Genomic DNA, 19,584 nt, shown 5'->3' on the forward strand with positions numbered 1-19,584 from the left:
GCAGCAGCACCGGCGTTGATGTGAACGGCGGTTCCACCGGCGAAGTCGTTGACGCCCCAGACCGGAGCCCAGCCCTCGGAGAGGTTGAAGACCATGAACGCCACGGGGAAGTAGACGACGGTGACCCAGATGCCCGCGAAGACCATCCAGGCGCCGAACTTGGCGCGGTCGGCGATCGCACCCGAGATCAGGGCGACGGTGATGATGGCGAAGGTCGCCTGGAAGCCCGCGAATGCCAGGCCGTTCAGGTCGGGGTCCATCGCGCCGCCCTCACCGAGACCGAGCAGGCTGCCCAGTCCGATCGAGCCGTCGAAGGGGTTTCCGACGATGCCCGGGATGGCGGGGGTGCCGAAGACCATGCCGTAGCCGTAGATGACCCACAGCACGCCGACGAGGCCCATGGCGCCGAAGCTCATCATCATCATGCTGATGACCGACTTCGCCTTGACCATGCCGCCGTAGAAGAATGCGACACCCGGCGTCATCAAGAGGACGAGGGCCGCTGCGACCATGAGCCACAGGGAGTCCAGGTTGGTTGTTACTTCTTCCATTGTGAAATGGCTACCTCTCTATATCGTGCCGGCGGGTACGACCGGAATTGCTGTGACGCCGACGGGTGGCACTGTCCCGATGGCGCAATTGCAGGCAAGGGCAGTCTGTCGAAGAGAGGTTTCGCCGGGCGACGAACTATGTGTACGCCGTGTTACACGGACGGCCCGTATGTAAACACTGTGTTTCGCACCCCGGAGAATCCGGCGAGAGGATGCCGGATGCCCGTTGCGGAACTCAGACCGTCGAGAACCGGAACGTCGAGTACCGGATCAGAGCGTCGCGGAGGCGATCAGCCGCGAGACCGCGCGCAGGTACTTCTTGCGGTAGCCGCCGTTCACCATGTCGCCCGCGAAGACCTCGTCGAACGGGATGCCGGAGGCCAGGATGCTGATCTGGGCGTCGTAGACCCGGTCGATGAAGGCCACCAGGCGCAGAGCATCCGCCTGATCGGTGAGCGGGGTGACATCGCGGATGGCGATGGCGGTGAGGCCGTCGAGCATCTTCACGTAGCGCGAGGGGTGGATGCTGCCGAGGTGCGCGATCAGCGCGCCGAAGTCGTCGAAGGTGATGCTCTCCCCCGCGGCGACGCGCGCCTCGACCGCGACGGTGAGGTCGGCGTCCGTGGCGAAGGAGACGGCGTGGCCCTCGATGTCGCGGCGGCGGTAGTCGAGGCCGTCGATGCGCATGATGTCGAAGCGGTCGGCGATGGCCTGGATCTCACGCAGGAAGTCGCTCGCCGCGAAGCGCCCCTCTCCCAGCGCGTTCGGCGGGGTGTTGGAGGTGGCGGCCAGCCGGGTGCCCTTGGCGACGAGTTCGCCGAGGAAGCGGGTCATCAGCATGGTGTCGCCCGGATCGTCGAGCTCGAACTCGTCGATGGCGATGAACTTCGCACCGGTGAACAGCTGCACGGCGTTGGCGTAGCCGAGGGCGCCGACCAGCGCGGTGTACTCGATGAAGGTGCCGAAGTACTTGGGGCCGGGCGCGGCGTGCCAGAGCGCGGCGAGCAGGTGGGTCTTGCCCACGCCGAAGCCGCCGTCGAGGTAGATGCCGGGCTTGGCGGCGGGCGTCTTCTTGCCGCGGCCGAAGAAACCGCCGGCCTTGGCGGGCTTGAAGCCCTCGCCGAAGGCGCGGAGCTTGGCCAAGGCCTCGCCCTGCGAGGGGTAGTCGCGGTCGGGCCGGTAGCTCTCGAACGACGCCGTGTCGAACTGGCGCGGCGGCACGAGCGTCTTGGCGAGCTCCGCCGCCGACATCGAGGGGGTGCGCTCCGTCAAGCGCGGGGCGACGGCCTGCCGCTCACTGGTCATCTGATTCCGAGCCGATCGTTCGTGTCGAAGTCTTACACTCGCCTGGCCCGCCGGCCGCCGATGCGGAATGCTGGAAACCATCAGGGAGTTGGATCTACCCTAAACCGCCTCGGTGCCGACCCTGGCCCGGCGGTGCTCACAGGAGGTAACAGATGGCCGTCGCAGCCGATTCGTCCGAGAAGTTCGCGGGATACGCGCATCCGGAACGGCTGGTGTCGGCCGACTGGCTCGAAGCGCACCTGTCCGAGGCCGGTCCCGGCCGCGAGCTCGTGATCGTGGAGTCGGATGAGGACGTGCTGCTCTACGAGACCGGCCACATCCCGTCCGCGGTGAAGATCGACTGGCACACCGAGCTCAACGACCCGGTGCAGCGCGACTACATCGACGGTGCCGGATTCGCCGCGCTCGTCGGGGGCAAGGGGATCTCGCGCGACGCGACCGTGGTGATCTACGGCGACAAGAACAACTGGTGGGCGGCGTACGCCCTCTGGGTGTTCACGCTCTTCGGTCATGAAGACGTGCGGCTGCTGGACGGCGGACGCGACAAGTGGATCGCCGAGGGCCGCGCCATCACGACCGACCGGCCCGCGGCATCCGAGGTCTCGTACCCCGTCGTGGAGCGCCGCGACGACGAGATCCGCGCCTTCAAGGACGACGTGCTCGCCCACCTCGGGCACCCGCTGATCGACGTGCGCTCACCCGAGGAGTACAGCGGAGAGCGCACGACCGCTCCCGCCTACCCCGAGGAGGGCGCGCTGCGCGCCGGTCACATCCCGAGCGCGGCGAACGTGCCGTGGGCGAAGGCGGCCGCCGAAGACGGCACCTTCAAGCCGGTCGGCGACCTCGATGCGATCTACCGCGACGGAGCGGGCCTCGGCCTCTCCGGCGACGAGCCCGTGATCGCCTACTGCCGGATCGGCGAGCGGTCGAGCCACACCTGGTTCGTGCTCACCCACCTGCTCGGCTTCGAGAACGTGCGCAACTACGACGGTTCGTGGACCGAATGGGGCTCCGCGGTGCGGGTTCCGATCGTGACGGGCGCCGAGCCCGGTGCCGTTCCCTCGCGCTGAGGGCGATACTGGACGGGATGACTGAGACGACCCTCCCCGAATCCCTGGCCGAGATCCGAGACGACTTCCTCGCGCTCGAGCAGCGCGAGCGGCTCGAGATGCTGCTGGAGTTCTCGAACGAGCTGCCGGAGCTCCCGGCGCGCTACCAGGAGCATCCAGATCTCTTCGAGCGCGTCGAGGAGTGCCAGTCCCCCGTGTTCATCTTCGTGGAGGTGAACGACGGCATCGTGCAGCTATTCGCGACCGCGCCGCGCGAGGCGCCGACCACGCGCGGCTTCGCGTCGATCCTGGTGCAGGGCATCGACGGCCTCACGGTCGAGCAGGTGCTCGGAATCCCCGACGACTTCCCGAACACGCTCGGCCTCACCGCCGCCGTCTCCCCCCTGCGCATCCGCGGGATGACGGCCCTCCTCGGCCGCACCAAGCGCCAGGTGCGCGAGCGCGTCGCCGCCGCGTAGCCCTCCTCAGAGGGCGTTGGCGGTGAGCCAGGAGGAGATCGCAGCGTTCCACTTGGCGCGGTCGTAGTTCCAGAGCTTGGTGTGGCGGGCGACCCAGAACGGCACGAAGGTGACCAGGTCGGGGCGCGCCTCGGCGAGCTTGCGCGAGCCCGTCGAGGGCACGTAGCCGTCGTCGTCGCTGTGCATCAGCAGCACCGGTACGTCGACCTCGTCGGAGCGCTTCACGAAGTCGAGGCGGTCGAGGTCCAGGGGCTGGTCCTGGCCCGTGACCACCGTGCCCCACGGATGCGTGATGGTCGCGAACGCGGCATCCCCCACCAGCTCCGGCGCATGCCGGGCCCTCCCGTGGTACCGCAGCACGTCGCGCCAGTCGACCGCGGGCGATTCCAGCGCGATCGCCCGGATGCGGTCGCGGTGCACGGCCCGGCCCATCGCCTGCAGCGTGATGGCGCCGCCCATCGACCAGCCCATCAGCACGATGTCGGCGGCACCGTGGTCGACGGCATAGGTGATCGCGGCGTCGAGGTCTTGCCACTCCGTGTCGCCCAGGGCGTACTTGCCGTCGGCCGAGCGCGGCGCCTCGCCGTCGTTGCGATAGGAGATGAGCAAGGAGTTGTATCCGTGGTCACGGAACACCGGCACCCCGCGGATGGTCTCACCGCGGCGGACGCCACGACCGTGCACCTGGATGACCCACTTGGTGGATGCCTCATCCGGAGCAGGGACGAACCACGCCGGAGCCGGCCCGACCGAGGTGCTCACCTCGACCTCCTCCACCGGAACGCCGAGTTCGCGCGGGTGGATGTAGAACCAGCCGCTGATCCGCCCGGCACGAGCGGTGGCGAGGTCGCCGTAGTCGACCGTGACGACGGGCCGGCGCACCACGCCGTCCGCCACCGAGAGCACCTCGCCCAGGCGCGCGTGCCCCGTGTCACCGGAGAAGCGCAGGCTGTACGCGCCCGGCAGGATCGAGTCGGCCGTCACGGAGAGCGACACGACACCGGCCTCGGCGTCGTAGCCGAGGATGCGCACGTCGTCGACGGGAACGGAGGGGGTCACGATGGCCCGCGACATCTTCGCGGTGGCGAACGCCGCCCCCGCCGTGACCAGCGTCGCGACGGTGCCCGCGGCCATCGCCACGATCGCCCAAGCCGGAACGCGGGCCGGTTCGGATGCTCGCTGACTCATGGTCGCCGCCCTTCAGGCCCACGGCGGGCGGCTCGTCGCCACCCGATCGCACCGGCTCGTCTCGTCACTGCCTCCGCGTCATCCGGCGTGCCTTCGCCTCGCGGAACCTAAAGAACTCTAGTCTGCAGACGTGCCCGATTCCCCTTTCACGCCGGATCTCCCGGCGGCGTTCGGCGCAGCGCTCGACTCGCTGCGCCGGGCCGACACGCGGGAGGAGCTCGTGATCCACGAGATCCCCGCCCCCGCGAACCTGGCCCCGAACGCGGTCGCCCTCTCGGCCGACGTGAGTCCCCGCCGCCACGGCGCCGACTCCGAGCTCGGTACGGGCCGGTTCATCCTGCTGCACGACGCCGACGAGCCGGAAGCCTGGGGCGGTGAATTCCGGGTGGTCTGCTTCGCGCAGGCCCCGCTGGAGACCGAGATCGGGCTCGATCCCTTCTTGGCCGACGTGGCCTGGTCGTGGCTGGTCGACGCTCTCGACGCCCGGGGGGCGAACTACACCAGCGCATCCGGCACCGCGACGAAGATCATCTCGACCGGTTTCGGCGAGCTCTCCGCCCAGGGAGACGGTGCGCAGATCGAGCTGCGCGCATCCTGGACCCCCACAGACCACAACCTCCAAGCCCATGTCGAGGGCTGGAGCGAACTCCTCTGCATGCTGGCCGGTCTGCCACCCGTCGTCGATGGCGTGACGATGCTGCAGACCAGGCGAGCACGACGTGAGTGAAGAAGAACTGAGCGAGACACCAGAACGCACCGTCATCACGACGGTCGATGACTTCCATGACGCCGTCGAGGCACTGGCCGAGGGCCACGGGCCCGTCGCGGTCGACGCCGAGCGGGCGAGCGGCTTCCGCTACTCCCAGCGCGCGTACCTGATCCAGCTGTACCGGAGGGGTTCGGGCAGTTTCCTGATCGATCCGCCGGCCATCCGGGAGTTCGCTCCCCTGCAGTCGGTGATCGGCGACGTCGAATGGGTGCTGCACGCGGCCAGCCAGGACCTGCCGTGCCTGCGCGAAGTGGGGCTCGACCCCGTCACCGTCTTCGACACCGAGCTGGCCGCCCGGCTGCTGGGCCTGCCTCGGGTGGGCCTGGGCGCGGTGGTGGAGGAACTGCTCGGCATCCACCTGAAGAAGGAGCACTCGGCCGCGGACTGGTCGACCCGGCCGCTGCCCGCATCCTGGCTCGAATACGCCGCCCTCGATGTGGAGCTGCTGATCGACCTGCGGGATGCCATGGCCGACCTGCTCGTGCAGCAGGGCAAGGTCGAGATCGCCGAGCAGGAGTTCGCCGCCGTCGTGAGCAAAGAGGAGAAGGCGCCGCTGGCGGAGCCCTGGCGCCGGCTGACCGGCGTGCAGGCACTGCGCCCCGATCGGCACCTCGCCGCCGCCCGGGAGCTCTGGCTCGCCCGCGACGCCCTCGCCCGCGAGACCGACATCGCGCCGGGCCGGCTGGTTCCGGATGCCTCGCTGATGGTGGCCGCGCGCGCCCTGCCGGCCTCGCGCCGCGAACTGGCGAGCCTCAAGCAGTTCTCCGGCCGTGCCAGCCGCAGCGAACTGGACCGCTGGTGGGCCGCGATCGAGCGCGCCCTCACGACCGACGAGATCCCGGTGCACCGGCGAGCCACCGACACCCTCCCGCCCCCACGCAGCTGGTCGGACCGCAATCCCGAGGCGGATGCCCGCCTGAAGGCCGCACGCGCCGCCCTCACGACCGTCTCCGAGGAGCGGTCGATCCCCCTCGAGAACCTGCTCACCCCCGACTTCCTGCGGCGTGTGGCCTGGAATGCACCCGATCCGGTGACCGTCGAGTCGGTGTCGGAGGCCCTCGCGGCGCTCGGGGCGCGTCCCTGGCAGATTGAACTGACTGCACAGCCGATCGCCCTCGCCTTTGTAGAACCACTCCAAGAGCCCGAGAGCGACCCGGAAGCCCAGTCGTAGGAACAATCAAACGATTCCGGGGTGTCAGGGGTCGCTTCTAGGATCGAAGTCGATCCAATCCCAGGAGGCATAGTGGCCGAACGATCTGAAGTCGTCTTCGTCGATGGAATGCGCACCCCATTCGGGCGTGCGGGCGAAAAGGGCATGTACTGGCAGACGCGAGCAGATGATCTCGCGGTGAAGTCGATCACGGGGCTGCTCGAGCGCAACCCCGGCGTTCCGAAAGACCGCATCGACGACGTGGCGATCGCCGCCACCACGCAGCAGGGCGACCAGGGGCTCACCCTCGGCCGCACGGCCGCGCTGCTGGCCGGCCTTCCGCTCTCGGTGCCGGGCTACGCCATCGACCGGATGTGCGCGGGCGCGATGACGAGCGTCACCACCGTCGCCGGGGCCATCGCCTTCGGTGCCTACGATCTCGCGATCGCGGGCGGCGTCGAGCACATGGGCCGGCATCCGATGGGCTTCAACGCCGACCCCAACCCCCGGTTCCTCGCCGAGAAGCTGGTGAGCGTCGACGCGCTCAACATGGGCAACACGGCCGAGCGCATCCACGACCGCTTCCCGCAGCTCACCAAGGAGCGCTCCGACCGCTACGCGCTGCGCAGCCAGCAGAAGGTGGCGGCGGCCTACGAGGCCGGCAAGATCCAGCCCGACCTGGTGCCGGTCGCCATCCGCAGCGCTGCCGGATGGGGGCTCGCCACGCGCGACGAGGCTCCCCGCCCCGAGACCACGCTGGAGGGCCTGGCCGGCCTCCGCACGCCGTTCCGCCCGCACGGCCGGGTCACGGCGGGCAACTCGTCCGGTCTGAACGACGGCGCCACCGCATCGCTGATCGCAAGCGAGGCGGCCGCCAAGGAGTTCGGTCTCCCCGTGAAGATGCGTCTCGTGTCGTTCGCGTTCGCGGGCGTCGAGCCCGAGATCATGGGCATCGGCCCGGTTCCCTCCACCGAGAAGGCGCTGCGCAAGGCGGGTCTCTCGATCGACGACATCGGCCTGTTCGAGCTGAACGAGGCGTTCGCCGTGCAGGTGCTCTCGTTCCTCGACCACTTCGGCATCGACGACGACGACCCCCGGGTCAACGAGTACGGCGGGGCCATCGCCCTCGGCCACCCGCTCGCCTCCTCGGGCGTGCGGCTGATGATCCAGCTCGCCCGCCAGTTCGAGGAGCACCCCGAGGTGCGCTACGGCGTCACCGCGATGTGCGTGGGCCTCGGCCAGGGCGGCACGGTCATCTGGGAGAACCCGAACTTCGGCGGCAAGGCGGCCAAGTCCGACATGAAGACCGGCGCGAGCAAGAAGGCGGCACGATGACCGACTACTCCACCATCGATTTCTCCCCGCTCGAGAAGATGTCCGAGGGCGAGGTGGTCACGCACTCCTACGTGCGCGATATCCCGCTGCCCAGCGGCAAGACGCTGGCGCTGATCACCCTCGACAACGATCGCGACCACACCCGGCCGAGCACCCTCGGCCCGGTCACCCTGCTGGAGTACGCCGCCACGCTGGACGCCCTCAAGGCGCGGGCGGCGGCCGGCGAGATCGACGCGGTCGCCGTCACGGGCAAACCGTACATCCTCGCGGCCGGCGCCGACCTCAGCAAGGTGGGCGAGCTCGAGAGCAAGGCCGTCGCACTGCAGATGGGTCAGCTCGGGCACTTCGCCTTCGGCAAGATGAAGCAGATCGGTGTTCCCACCTTCGCCTTCATCAACGGCCTGGCGCTCGGGGGCGGTGTGGAGGTGGCCCTGGCCGCCGACTACCGCACGATCGACTCCTCGATCCCCGCCCTGGCGCTGCCGGAGGTCTTCCTCGGCATCATCCCCGGCTGGGGCGGCGCGTACCTGCTGCCGAACCTCATCGGCATCGAGAACGCCCTCAAGGTGATCATCGAGAACCCGCTGAAGAACAACCGCACCCTGAAGGGGCAAGAAGCCTTCGATCTGGGTATCGCGGATGCGATCTTCGGGCCGGGCAACTACCTCGAAGACTCGCTGCGCTGGGCCGACTCGGTGCTCACGGGTGCGCACAAGGTGAAGCGCCCGAACGAGCCCGGCAAGGTGGAGCGCCTGGTCAAGTGGGACGCGGCCATCGCCATCGCCCGCAAGATGCTCGAGTCGCGCATCGGCACGGTCGCCAAGTCGCCCTACAAGGCGCTCGACCTGCTGAAGGCCGCGAAATCCGGAACCCCCGAAGAGGGCTTCGCCCGCGAAGACGAGGCGCTGGCCGAGCTCATCGCCGGCGACCAGTTCCGTGCCTCGATCTACGCCTTCAACCTGGTGCAGAAGCGGGCCAAGAAGCCCGCCGGCGCACCCGACAAGGCGCTGGCGAAGCCGGTCACCAAGGTCGGCATCATCGGCGCCGGTCTGATGGCCTCGCAGTTCGCGCTGCTGTTCGTGCGCCGCCTGCAGGTGCCCGTGGTCATCACCGACCTCGACCAGTCGCGCGTCGACAAGGGCCTGGAGTACATCCGGGGCGAGATCGGCGCACTGGCCTCGAAGGGGCGCATCTCCTCCGACGAGGCGAACCGCCTGAACGCGCTCATCCACGGCACCACCGACAAGTCGGAGTTCAACGACGCCGACTGGGTGATCGAGGCCGTGTTCGAAGAGCTCGGTGTGAAGCAGGATGTCTTCGCCGAGATCGAGAAGCACGTCTCCGAGACCGCGGTGCTCGCGACGAACACCTCGTCGCTCTCGGTGGAGCAGATCGGCGCGAAGCTCGCTCATCCCGAGCGCCTGGTGGGCTTCCACTTCTTCAACCCGGTGGCCGTGATGCCGCTGATCGAGGTCGTGAACGCCCCGGCGACGGATGACGCCACGCTCTCGACGGCCATGGTCACGGCGGCGAAGCTGCGCAAGAACGCGGTCATCACGCGCGACACCCCGGGCTTCGTGGTGAACCGCATCCTGGCCAAGGTGCTGGGCGAGGCGATGCACGCGGTCGACACCGGAACCTCGTTCGAGGTGATGAACCGGGCGCTGGATCCCTTCGGCCTTCCGATGACCCCGTTCGAGCTGCTCGAGCTCGTGGGGCTCAAGGTCGGCGCGCACGTGCTCGACACGCACCACGCGGCCTTCCCCGACCGCTTCTTCGAGAGCACGAACCTGCACGAGCTGGCCGAGCACGGCAAGATCTTCGATCGCGACGGCAAGGGCAAGATCACCGGCTTCGACAAGAAGGCGGTGGCGATCGTGACGCCCGCGAAGGGTGCGGAGTCCACGCCGATGACCGAGGCGGAGATCCAGCGCCGGGTCGAAGACGGCCTGGCCGACGAGGTGCACCGCATGCTCGAAGACGACGTCGTGCACGCGGCGGAGGACATCGACCTCTGCCTCATCCTCGGTGCCGGCTACCCCTTCCAGATGGGCGGCCTCACGCCCTACCTCGACCGCGTCGGAGCCTCGGAGCGCGCCTTCGGCGACACCTTCCACCACCCCGTCATCCGCGGCGTCGAGTAGCCCTCAGGGAGCTCGAGCAGAGAAGCGGCCACCACACCTTCGGGTGTCGGTGGCCGCTTCTATGCTCGGGGGATGACGAAGACGCAGTACTACGTGGCCAGCAGCCTGGACGGGTTCATCGCCGATCGGGAGGGCGGGCTCGAGTGGCTGATGCAGTTCGGGTTCGAGGAGTTCGGCACCGGCTACGAGGCATTCCTCGCCGAGGTCGGTGTGGTGGTGATGGGGTCGGCGACGTACGAATTCGTGCTGCGCGATTCCCCTGACGCATGGGCCTATCCCGAGCAGGTGAACTGGGTGCTCTCGAGCCGGCCGCTGCCGGTGGTGCCGGGCGGCGACATCCGGTTCGCGCGCGGTGACGTGGCCGAGCTGCATCCGCACTGGGTGGAGGCGGCGGCCGGCAAGAACATCTGGATCGTCGGCGGCGGAGCCGTGGCCGCTCAGGTGGCCGACGCCGGACTGCTCGACGAGATCCTGCTCACCACGATGCCCGTGGTGCTCGGCGCCGGCACTCCCCTGTTGCCGCTGACGAGCGTTTCCGGCGTCTACGATGTGAGCGGCACGACGGTGTACCCCTCGGGCGCGATCGGTTCGGTCTACCGCACCAGGCGGTAGGAGGGGTTCTCCCCCGTATCGGTGCTCTCGCCGTCGCCCGGGCGAGCCGCGAGCGGGCGCGCGATCGGGATCTTGTCACCGCGCACCTGGGCGATCAGGTCTTCGGCGATCTGCTGCGGAGTGAGGCCGACCCGCTCGAGGATCTGCTCGCGGGTGGCGTGCTCCAAGAACTCGTCCGGCAGGCCCAGCTCGGTGACCGCGGTGTCGACACCGGCCTGACGCAGATCCTGGCGGATGCGGGTTCCGATACCACCCACGCGCACGCCGTCTTCGATCGTCACGACGATGCGGTGCGCATCCGAGAGCTCGATGATCGACCACGGCACCGGCACCACCCAGCGCGGGTCGACGACGGTGGCGCCGATCCCCTCGGCCGAGAGCAGCTGAGCCACATCCAGAGCCAGCTGCGCCATGGTTCCCACGGCCACGATCAGCACGTCATTGCGCTCGTCTTCACGCAGCACGTCGACGCCGTCGCGCGTGCGGCGCAGAGCGGGCAGCTCGGCCCCCACGGTGCCTTTGGGGAACCGGATGACCGTCGGCGCATCCGTCACCCGCACGGCCTCGCCGAGCTCCTCACGCAGCCGCTCGGCGTCACGCGGGGCGGCCAGGCGGATGCGCGGTACGACCTGCAGGATCGCGAGGTCCCACATGCCGTGGTGGCTCGCGCCGTCGGGACCGGTGACCCCGGCGCGGTCGAGTACGAAGGTGACTCCGGCCTCGTGCAGGCCGACATCCATCAGGATCTGGTCGAAGGCCCGGTTCACGAAGGTGGCATAGAGGGCGACGACCGGATGCAGGCCTCCGAAGGCGAGGCCGGCCGCCGAGGTGGCGGCGTGCTGCTCGGCGATGCCCACGTCCAGAACCCGGGCCGGGTACTTCTCGGCGAACTTGTGCAGACCGGTCGGGCGAAGCATGGCCGCGGTGATGCCGACGATCGTGGGATCCTCCGAGGCCAGCGACACGATCTCGTCGGCGAACACGCCTGTCCAGGATGGCGCGCCCGAAGGCGCCGACAGCGGCTCACCCGTCTCGGGGTCGATCTGGCCCACCGCGTGGAACTGGTCGGCCGCATCCGTTCGGGCCGGTTCGTAGCCGCGGCCCTTCTCCGTGATGGCGTGCACGATCACGGGCGCCGCGTATTCCTTGGCCTGGCGCAGCGCCTCCTCCATCGCGTGCACGTCGTGCCCGTCGATGGGGCCGAGGTATTTGATGTCGAGGTTCGCGTACAGCGAGGAGTTGTTGGTCATGCGGCTGAGGAAGCCGTGCAGACCGCCCCGCGCACCGCGGTAGAGCGCCCGCGCCGGCGCGCCCAGGCGGTCGAACAGCTTACGGCTGGACTGGTGCAGGTCGTGATAGCCCTTGCGGGTGCGCACGCCGTTCAGGTACCGCGCCATGCCGCCGATCGTGGGGGCGTAGGAGCGGCCGTTGTCGTTGACCACGATCACGAGGTTGCGGGAGTTGTCGTCGCTGATGTTGTTCAGCGCCTCCCAGGTCATGCCGCCGGTGAGCGCCCCGTCGCCCACGACCGCGACCACGTGCCGATCCTTCTGGCCGGTCATGTCGTAGGCACGCGAGATGCCGTCGGCCCAGGAGAGCGAGCTGGAGGCGTGCGAGCTCTCGACCACGTCGTGCGGGCTCTCGGAGCGCTGCGGGTAGCCGGCGAGGCCGCCCTTCTGGCGCAGCATCGAGAAGTCCTGTCGGCCCGTGAGGAGCTTGTGCACATAGGACTGGTGCCCGGTGTCGAACACGATCGAGTCACGCGGGGAGTCGAACACCCGGTGGATGGCGATGGTCGTCTCGACCACGCCGAGGTTCGGACCGAGGTGACCGCCGGTCTTGGAGACCTCCGCGATCAGGAACGCCCGGATCTCCCCGGCCAGCTCTTCCAGCTGTTCCGGGGTCAGGGTGTCGAGGTCACGGGGTCCGTTGATCCCTTCGAGCAGGCTCATACCTTCCACCTTCCCATGACAACGTGATCTCGCAGTCTACGCCGCCGTCTTTCTGACATCCTGCCCGACCAAAACGAAGGAGATCTTCCCCGACTCGCCGAGCCCAGGAGGGCCGAACCGGCGTGTCGAAGAAAATCTCCTTCGTTTTGGATACCCCTAAGCCACAGGGATCAGACCAGGCTGCGCAGCACGTACTGCAGGATGCCGCCGTTGCGGTAGTAGTCGGCCTCACCGGGGGTGTCGATGCGCACGACGGCGTCGAACTCGATCGGCTCCTTGCCGGCGGGCGAGTGCTCGCTCGGCACGGCGGTGACGTGCACGGTCTTGGGCGTGCGGCCCTCGTTCAGCTCCTCGATGCCCGCGATCGAGACGATCTCGGTGCCGTCGAGGCCGAGCGAGGCCCAGCTTTCCCCGGCGGGGAACTGCAGCGGAACGACGCCCATGCCGATCAGGTTGGAGCGGTGGATGCGCTCGAAGCTCTCCACGATGACCGCCTTGACGCCGAGGAGCGAGGTGCCCTTCGCCGCCCAGTCACGGGAGGAGCCCGACCCGTATTCCTTGCCCCCGAAGATCACCAGCGGCGTGCCGGCGGCCTGGTAGTTCTCGGAGGCGTCGTAGATGAACGACTGCGGGCCGTCGGCCTGCGTGAAGTCACGGGTGTACCCGCCCTCCACGCCGTCGAGCAGCTGGTTCTTCAGACGGATGTTCGCGAAGGTGCCGCGGATCATGATCTCGTGGTTGCCGCGGCGCGAGCCGTAGGAGTTGTAGTCCTTGCGGGCCACTCCGTGCGCGTCGAGGTACTTGCCGGCGGGGCTGTCGGCCTTGATGTTGCCGGCGGGCGAGATGTGGTCGGTGGTCACCGAGTCGCCGAGCTTGGCCAGCACGCGAGCACCGGCGATGTCGGAGACGGGGGTGGTCTCGATCGTCATGCCGTCGAAGTACGGGGGCTTCCGCACGTAGGTCGACTCCGAGTCCCACTCGAAGGTGGGGCCGGTGGGAGTCGGCAGCGAACGCCAGCGCTCGTCGCCCTCGAACACGCTCGCGTACTCGTGGGTGAACATCTCGGTGTTGATCGAGGTGTCGATCGTCTCCTGCACCTCGGCCGCGTCGGGCCAGATGTCTTTCAGGAACACGTCGTTGCCCTCGGTGTCCTGACCCAGCGCATCCGTCTCGAAGTCGAAGTTCATCGACCCGGCGAGGGCGTAGGCGACGACCAGCGGCGGCGAGGCCAGGTAGTTCATCTTCACGTCGGGCGAGATGCGGCCCTCGAAGTTGCGGTTTCCCGAGAGCACCGCGGTGACGGCGAGGTCGTTGTCGTTGATAGCGGCGCTGACCTCGTCGATCAGCGGGCCGGTGTTGCCGATGCAGACCGTGCAGCCGTAGCCGACCGTGTAGAAGCCGAGGGCCTCGAGGTCGCCCGTGAGGCCGGCCTTCTCGTAGTAGTCGGTGACGACCTTCGAGCCCGGAGCCAGCGTGGTCTTGACCCACGGCTTGGCCTTCAGACCCAGCTTGTTCGCGTTGCGGGCCAGCAGGCCGGCCGCGAGCATGACACTGGGGTTCGAGGTGTTGGTGCACGAGGTGATCGCGGCCACCGCGACGGCGCCGTGGTCGAGCGTGTACTTGTCTCCGGATGCCGTGGTCACCTTGGTGGGCTTCGAGTACGCCCCCGGTGCGTGGCTGGTGTGCGCCGAGGTGTGCGAGTGCTCGTGTGCCGAGTCCTCGTCCTGCGCCGTGAAGCCGAGCGGGTCGGACGCGGGGAACGTGCCCTCGAGCGAGGCGTCGACGCGGGAGAGGTCGTGGTCGGAGTTCGCGTAATTCTCGAGGTCGCGGATGAAGGTGGGCTTGGCGACCGAGAGCTCGACGCGGTCCTGCGGACGCTTCGGGCCGGAGATCGAGGGCACCACGGTGGCGAGGTCGAGCTCGAGGTACTCGCTGAAGACGGGCTCCTCGTCGGGGTTGTGCCAGAGCTTCTGCAGCTTGGAGTAGGCCTCCACCAGGGCGACCTGCTCGTCGCTGCGGCCGGTGAGGCGCAGGTAGTCGAGGGTGACGTCGTCGATCGGGAACATGGCGGCGGTGGAGCCGAACTCGGGGCTCATGTTGCCGATGGTGGCGCGGTTCGCGAGCGGCACCTGGCCGACGCCCTCGCCGTAGAACTCCACGAACTTGCCGACCACTCCGTGCTTCCGCACCATCTCGGTGATGGTGAGCACGACATCCGTCGCCGTGACGCCGGCCGGGATCGAGCCGTTGAGCTTGAAGCCGACGACCTTGGGGATGAGCATGGAGACGGGCTGGCCGAGCATGGCGGCCTCGGCCTCGATGCCGCCGACGCCCCAGCCCAGCACACCCAGGCCGTTGACCATGGTGGTGTGCGAGTCGGTGCCGACGCAGGTGTCGGGGTACGCGCGGTTGACCTTGTTGCCGAAGGAGTCGACGACCTCGCGGGTATAGGTGACGCGGGCCAGGTACTCGATGTTGACCTGGTGCACGATGCCGGTTCCGGGCGGCACGACCTTGAAGTCGTCGAAGGCCGTCTGGCCCCAGCGCAGGAACTGGTACCGCTCGCCGTTGCGCTCGTACTCGATCTCGACGTTGCGCTCGAGGGCGTTCGCGGTGCCGAAGAGGTCGGCGATGACCGAGTGGTCGATCACGAGCTCGGCCGGAGCCAGCGGGTTGATCTTGGTGGGGTCGCCACCCAGGCTGCTGACCGCCTCGCGCATAGTGGCGAGGTCGACGATGCAGGGCACGCCGGTGAAGTCCTGCATCACCACGCGGGCCGGTGTGAACTGGATCTCGGTGTCGGGCTCCGCCGTGGGAACCCAGCCGCCGAGGGCCTTGATGTGCTCGGCGGTGATGTTCGCACCGTCTTCGGTGCGGAGCAGGTTCTCGAGCAGCACCTTGAGGCTGAACGGGAGCTTCTCGTAGCCGGGGACCTGATCGATCCGGTAGACCTCGTAAGACGCATCTCCGACCTGGAGGGTGTCTTTCGAACCAAAACTGTTGACTGCCGACACGTCGACCTCACCTTCGCTGACTCACGCCAATCTTTGTGCGCGAGAGGGGTGAATGGCTAGCAAGGCGAACCTAAGAGAAGGCCGGAATCGCTGGTCACACCCAGAAATATTTATCTTGACGTCAAGATAAATATAGCACTGCGACGGATGCCGGGGGTCGCGACGCGCAGACCCGGCTGCGCATCACTCGCGGTCGGAGACGAGACCGCGGCGGCGAGCGATCCGGTACCAGACCTCGACGCCGAGCGCGCCGGCGATGCCGACGGCGACGGCCACACCCAGGGCGGGCAGGCTCTGCACCTCGAGCGCGAAGAAATCACGGGCGAGCGGGATGACGTAGGCCAGCACGAACGCGGCCGTCACCGCCCCGATCATCCCGAGTCGCCAGCCGCTCAACGGCCGGGCCAGCACGCAGAGGATCCACAGCGACACCGCGAACAGCGTGATGCACACCAGGCTGCGCGCCTCGTCGAGGTGCACCATCCGCTGCAGCACCGAGAACGAGGCCACGATCGCCGCCGAGGCGATCAGGCCGGTGGGGATCGAGAAGCCCAGCACGCGCTTCAGCACGCCGGCCCGGTACCGGCGCCGGTTCGGTGCGAGGGCCAGGAAGAACGAGGGGATGCCGATGGCCAGCGTGGAGACCAGCGTCATCTGACGGGGCAGGAACGGGAACTTCCAGAGCAGGAACGCGCTCGCCAGTGCGAGCACGACGCCGTAGACCGTCTTGGCGAGGAAGAGGTTCGAGACCCGCTCGACGTTCGCGATGACCCGGCGGGCGCACGAGAGCACGGTCGGCAGGCGGTCGAAACGCCCCTCGAGGAGGACGATCCGCGACACGGCCCGGGTGGCGGGCGTGGCGTTGCCCATCGCGATGCCGAGGTCGGCGTCTTTGATGGCCATGGCATCGTTCACGCCGTCGCCGGTCATGGCGACCGTGCGACCCTGCGCCTGGAGCGCGTGCACGACCCGGCGCTTCTGCTCGGGCGCGACCCGGCCGTAGACGCTCGCGGCCTCCAGCGAGGCATCCAGTTCGGCGTCGTCGCGCAGGCTGCTGGCATCCACGGCCTCCGAGGCGAGGCCCAGCTCCCCCGCGATCGCGCCGACGGTCACCGGGTTGTCGCCGGAGAGCACGACCACGCGCACCTCCTGCTCGTCGAAGTAGTCGAGCGTGGGGCGGGCATCCGGTCGCACCGATTCGTGGAACACCGCGATCGCGGCCGGGCGCACCCCGTCGCCGAGGCCCTGCTCGAGCTGCCAGTCGGCGAAGTCGCCGGCCTCGCTGCCGCGGCCGGTGATGCCGTCGATCCCCACGGAACGGGAGAGCGCCAGAGTGCGCCGGCCACTGGATGCCACGCCCATCGCCTCGGCCAAGGCGTCCGGATGCCCCGCCAGCAGCCGTTCCGGTGCGCCCAGCAGCCAGGTCTCGCGCACGCCCGCACGTTCGAAGGTGAGGGCGCTGAAGGCGCGCCGCGAGCTGAACGGGAGCCGCTCGATCACGGTCTCGCCGTCGTCGGCGAAATGCGGCCGCAACGCCTGAGCCGTGGGATTGGCGGCCACGTCGTGGGCGATCAGGCCGAGCACGGTGTCGATGGCCTGCGGCGGGATCGCCGCGTCGAGGGTGATCAGGCGCTCGAAGCCGATCTCACCGGTGGTGAGCGTGCCGGTCTTGTCGAGGCAGAGCACGTCGACCCGGGCCAGCACCTCGACGGCCGCGAGTTCCTGCACGAGCACCTTCTGGCGACTGAGCTGCACGACCGCGACACCGAAGGCGAGACTGGTCAGCAGCACGAGTCCCTCGGGGATCATGCCGACGACGCTCGCCACGGCATCCAGAGCGGCGAGCCGCCACGACTCCCAGGGCACCAGCGGGAGGTCGCTCAACTCGAACACGCCATCGGGCCCCGCAGCCCCGTAGACGAGGATTCGCCCCACCAGCACGATGACGATCACCGGGATCAGCAGCCAGCTGAGGTACACCAGGATCTTCGTGGTGGCGGCGCGCAGCTCGGAGTGCACGAGCGTGTGCTTCTTGATCTCCCGGGTGAGCTTGTTCGCGTAGGAGTCGGCCCCCACGGCGGTGACGACCGCCTCGGCGGTACCGGAGACCACGAACGATCCCGAGAGCAGCGGGTCGCCCGCCTTCTTGGCGATCGGCTCCGACTCCCCCGTCAACATCGACTCGTCGACCAGCAGGTCGGCCGTGGCGGAGAGTTCGGCGTCGGCCGTGATCTGGTCGCCGGGTCGCAGCAGCAGCAGGTCGTCTTGCACGACCTGCTCGGGACGGATGACGCGCACCTCGCCGTCGCGGCGCACCGCGGCCTCGGGGGCGGCCAGCAGGGCGAGGCGCTCGAGGCTCGCCTTGGCCCGCAACTCCTGCACGATTCCGATCAGCGAGTTGACGACGACGATGCCGAAGAACAGGCCGTCGCCGATGTCGCCGAGCAGCACCACCGCCAGGAAGCAGACCGTGAGGATGCCGTTGAAGAAGGTGAGGATGTTCTCCCGCAGGATGCTGCCGATCGACCGCGAGGTCGTGCTGTCGGCGACGTTGCTGAGCCCTCGCGCGACACGCTCGGCCACCTCGGCCGATGTCAATCCCCCTTCGGCCCTCCCCACCGTCGGCATCCGCGATTCAGTCGCTGCTCGGCGCGGGAGGTACCGCCGGTACCGCGGGGGCGGCGGGTGCCGGGGCAGCGGGCTTGGCGTACGCGGCCCGCACCAGCAGCCAGGTGATCCAGAGCACGATCGCATAGAACGGCACACCCAGGATGAGCTTCACCGAGCCGAGCAGCTCGGTCTCGCCCGCGAAGTAGAGCGGCAGCTCGGCACCGAGCCGGATGGCGAACAGCCCGACCCAGCACCAGGTCGCCACGAGCACCACGCGGCCCTTGGCGCGGTCTTTTCGATAGCCGCCCGGGTCGTTCGAGAGCAGGCTCACGATGATGCCGATCAGCGGCCGGCGCACCGCGAGCGAGATCAGCAGGGCCAGCAGGCAGACGACGTTGATCACGATGCCCAGCAGGAAGTTGTCCTCCGCACGGCCGGTGAACAGCGCCAACCCGGCCGAGACGCCCACGCCGATCAATCCGGCGACGGCGGGCATCACGGCACTGCGAGTGACCAGCCGCACCACCACGAAGATCACCGAGACGGCGATCGGGGCGATCACGGCCAGAGGCAGGTTCTTGGTGAAGGTGTAGAGCACGAGAAAGCCGAGCCCCGGCAGGATCGACTCGATCAGGCCGCGTACGCCCCCGATGGCGCGCAGAAGGGATGCCCCGTCAGGGGTCTCCCCCGGCGCGACCTGCCCGATACCCGCGTTCCGCGCGGCCTGGGCGAACGCCTCATGGAAGGTGGGGCGCTCGGCCTCGCCATCCGGAGCCGGCGTTCCGCTCATGGTCACGAACCGGCCGGCTGCGCGCCGCCCGCCGTCTTGGGGATGGTCAGCGGGATGAGGTCGCGCGGCGGCATCGGCTGCGATCCGCGCACCACGACCACGCTGCGGAACAGCTCTTCGATCGCGGCCTTGGCCGCCGGGTTGGTGTTGGCCTCGCCGGCGATCACTCCGCGCAGCAGCCAGCGCGGACCGTCGACGCCCACGAAGCGGGCCACGCGCAGTCCCTGCGTGCCGTCGGGCGCGGTGGCGGGAACGCCCGCCACGAGTTCGGGCCCGAACACACCCACCTGGGCCGTGCTCTTGCCGCCCTGCTTGAGGATCTGGTCTTCGATCTGCTCGCGGATCTCGTGCCACAGGCCGGTCGAGCGCGGGGCGGCGAAGGCCTGCACCTGCAGCGTGGAACCGGCGTAGTCGAGGCCGACGGCGACGACCCGGTTGGTGCCCTCCTCCACCTCGAGGCGGAGGTGCAGTCCCTCGCGAGGGAGGATCTTGAGGCCGCCCAGGTCGACGTAGGGGCGGGCCGGATTGGCCTCGGTCGCGTCGAAGGGCCCCTCGGTCTCGCGGTCGGCGGGAGCGGACTTCGCGTCGCGGTCCTCCACCTCGGCCGACGTGGTGTCGATGTCGGCGGAGGTCTCG

Annotated in this window: 14 protein-coding genes and 1 pseudogene; 7 read left to right on the forward strand and 8 right to left on the reverse strand. The window is 68.8% G+C overall.

Annotated features, from left to right (window positions below):
- Both Q0D75_RS15790 and zapE read right to left on the reverse strand, forming a co-directional pair.
- A pseudogene (locus Q0D75_RS15790) lies at positions 1-551 on the reverse strand (ammonia channel protein); the annotation flags it as partial.
- Positions 552-821: 270 nt separating this feature from the next.
- Positions 822-1,856, reverse strand: coding sequence for a cell division protein ZapE (gene zapE / locus Q0D75_RS15795; protein ID WP_291055475.1), 1,035 nt, complete (start codon positions 1,854-1,856; stop codon positions 822-824).
- A gap of 152 nt (positions 1,857-2,008) precedes the next feature.
- On the opposite strand from zapE, the gene Q0D75_RS15800 reads away from it, so the two are divergent.
- Positions 2,009-2,926, forward strand: a complete 918-nt coding sequence (locus Q0D75_RS15800) for a sulfurtransferase (RefSeq protein ID WP_291055477.1) — start codon at positions 2,009-2,011, stop codon at positions 2,924-2,926.
- Between the two features lie 17 nt (positions 2,927-2,943).
- Positions 2,944-3,384: a SufE family protein gene (locus Q0D75_RS15805; RefSeq protein WP_291055480.1), complete on the forward strand. Its 441-nt coding sequence runs from the start codon at positions 2,944-2,946 to the stop codon at positions 3,382-3,384.
- Between the two features lie 6 nt (positions 3,385-3,390).
- On the opposite strand, the gene Q0D75_RS15810 is transcribed toward Q0D75_RS15805, so the two are convergent.
- A complete protein-coding gene (locus Q0D75_RS15810; protein ID WP_291055483.1) occupies positions 3,391-4,572 on the reverse strand; it encodes an alpha/beta fold hydrolase in 1,182 nt (393 codons plus the stop codon).
- Between the two features lie 130 nt (positions 4,573-4,702).
- On the opposite strand from Q0D75_RS15810, the gene Q0D75_RS15815 reads away from it, so the two are divergent.
- The 5 genes from Q0D75_RS15815 to Q0D75_RS15835 all read left to right on the forward strand — a co-directional run bounded on the left by Q0D75_RS15815 (position 4,703) and on the right by Q0D75_RS15835 (position 10,582).
- Positions 4,703-5,299 carry a DUF3000 domain-containing protein gene (locus Q0D75_RS15815; RefSeq protein ID WP_291055486.1) on the forward strand — a complete coding sequence of 199 codons (597 nt, stop codon included), beginning with the start codon at positions 4,703-4,705 and terminating at the stop codon, positions 5,297-5,299.
- Positions 5,292-6,512: an HRDC domain-containing protein gene (locus Q0D75_RS15820; protein WP_291055488.1), complete on the forward strand. Its 1,221-nt coding sequence runs from the start codon at positions 5,292-5,294 to the stop codon at positions 6,510-6,512. The genes Q0D75_RS15815 and Q0D75_RS15820 overlap by 8 nt, the downstream gene beginning before the upstream one ends.
- Positions 6,513-6,584: 72 nt before the next feature.
- On the forward strand, positions 6,585-7,826 hold the full coding sequence (locus Q0D75_RS15825) for a thiolase family protein (protein WP_291055491.1): 1,242 nt from the start codon (positions 6,585-6,587) through the stop codon (positions 7,824-7,826).
- Positions 7,823-9,970 (forward strand): 3-hydroxyacyl-CoA dehydrogenase NAD-binding domain-containing protein, encoded by a 2,148-nt coding sequence (locus Q0D75_RS15830; RefSeq protein WP_291055494.1) that lies wholly within the window; start codon positions 7,823-7,825, stop codon positions 9,968-9,970. The genes Q0D75_RS15825 and Q0D75_RS15830 overlap by 4 nt, the downstream gene beginning before the upstream one ends.
- Positions 9,971-10,042: 72 nt before the next feature.
- On the forward strand, positions 10,043-10,582 hold the full coding sequence (locus Q0D75_RS15835; RefSeq protein WP_291055497.1) for a dihydrofolate reductase family protein: 540 nt from the start codon (positions 10,043-10,045) through the stop codon (positions 10,580-10,582).
- Here the strand turns inward: Q0D75_RS15835 and dxs are convergent.
- The 5 genes from dxs to Q0D75_RS15860 all read right to left on the reverse strand — a co-directional run bounded on the left by dxs (position 10,564) and on the right by Q0D75_RS15860 (position 19,547).
- Positions 10,564-12,534, reverse strand: coding sequence for a 1-deoxy-D-xylulose-5-phosphate synthase (gene dxs, locus Q0D75_RS15840; protein WP_291055500.1), 1,971 nt, complete (start codon positions 12,532-12,534; stop codon positions 10,564-10,566). The two genes, Q0D75_RS15835 and dxs, sit on opposite strands and share 19 nt — an antisense overlap.
- 170 nt (positions 12,535-12,704) lie before the next feature.
- Positions 12,705-15,548: an aconitate hydratase AcnA gene (gene acnA / locus Q0D75_RS15845; protein WP_291055503.1), complete on the reverse strand. Its 2,844-nt coding sequence runs from the start codon at positions 15,546-15,548 to the stop codon at positions 12,705-12,707.
- 183 nt (positions 15,549-15,731) lie between these two features.
- Positions 15,732-18,146 (reverse strand): HAD-IC family P-type ATPase, encoded by a 2,415-nt coding sequence (locus Q0D75_RS15850; RefSeq protein WP_291055506.1) that lies wholly within the window; start codon positions 18,144-18,146, stop codon positions 15,732-15,734.
- 37 nt (positions 18,147-18,183) lie between these two features.
- The gene (locus tag Q0D75_RS15855; RefSeq protein ID WP_291055508.1) at positions 18,184-18,948 is read right to left on the reverse strand and encodes a DUF3159 domain-containing protein; all 765 of its coding nucleotides are present in this window, start codon (positions 18,946-18,948) and stop codon (positions 18,184-18,186) included.
- Between the two features lie 2 nt (positions 18,949-18,950).
- Positions 18,951-19,547, reverse strand: a complete 597-nt coding sequence (locus Q0D75_RS15860) for a DUF3710 domain-containing protein (protein WP_291055556.1) — start codon at positions 19,545-19,547, stop codon at positions 18,951-18,953.
- Positions 19,548-19,584: the final 37 nt, after the last annotated feature.

Source organism: Herbiconiux sp. (genome assembly GCF_023264855.1).
Classification (GTDB): domain Bacteria; phylum Actinomycetota; class Actinomycetes; order Actinomycetales; family Microbacteriaceae; genus Herbiconiux.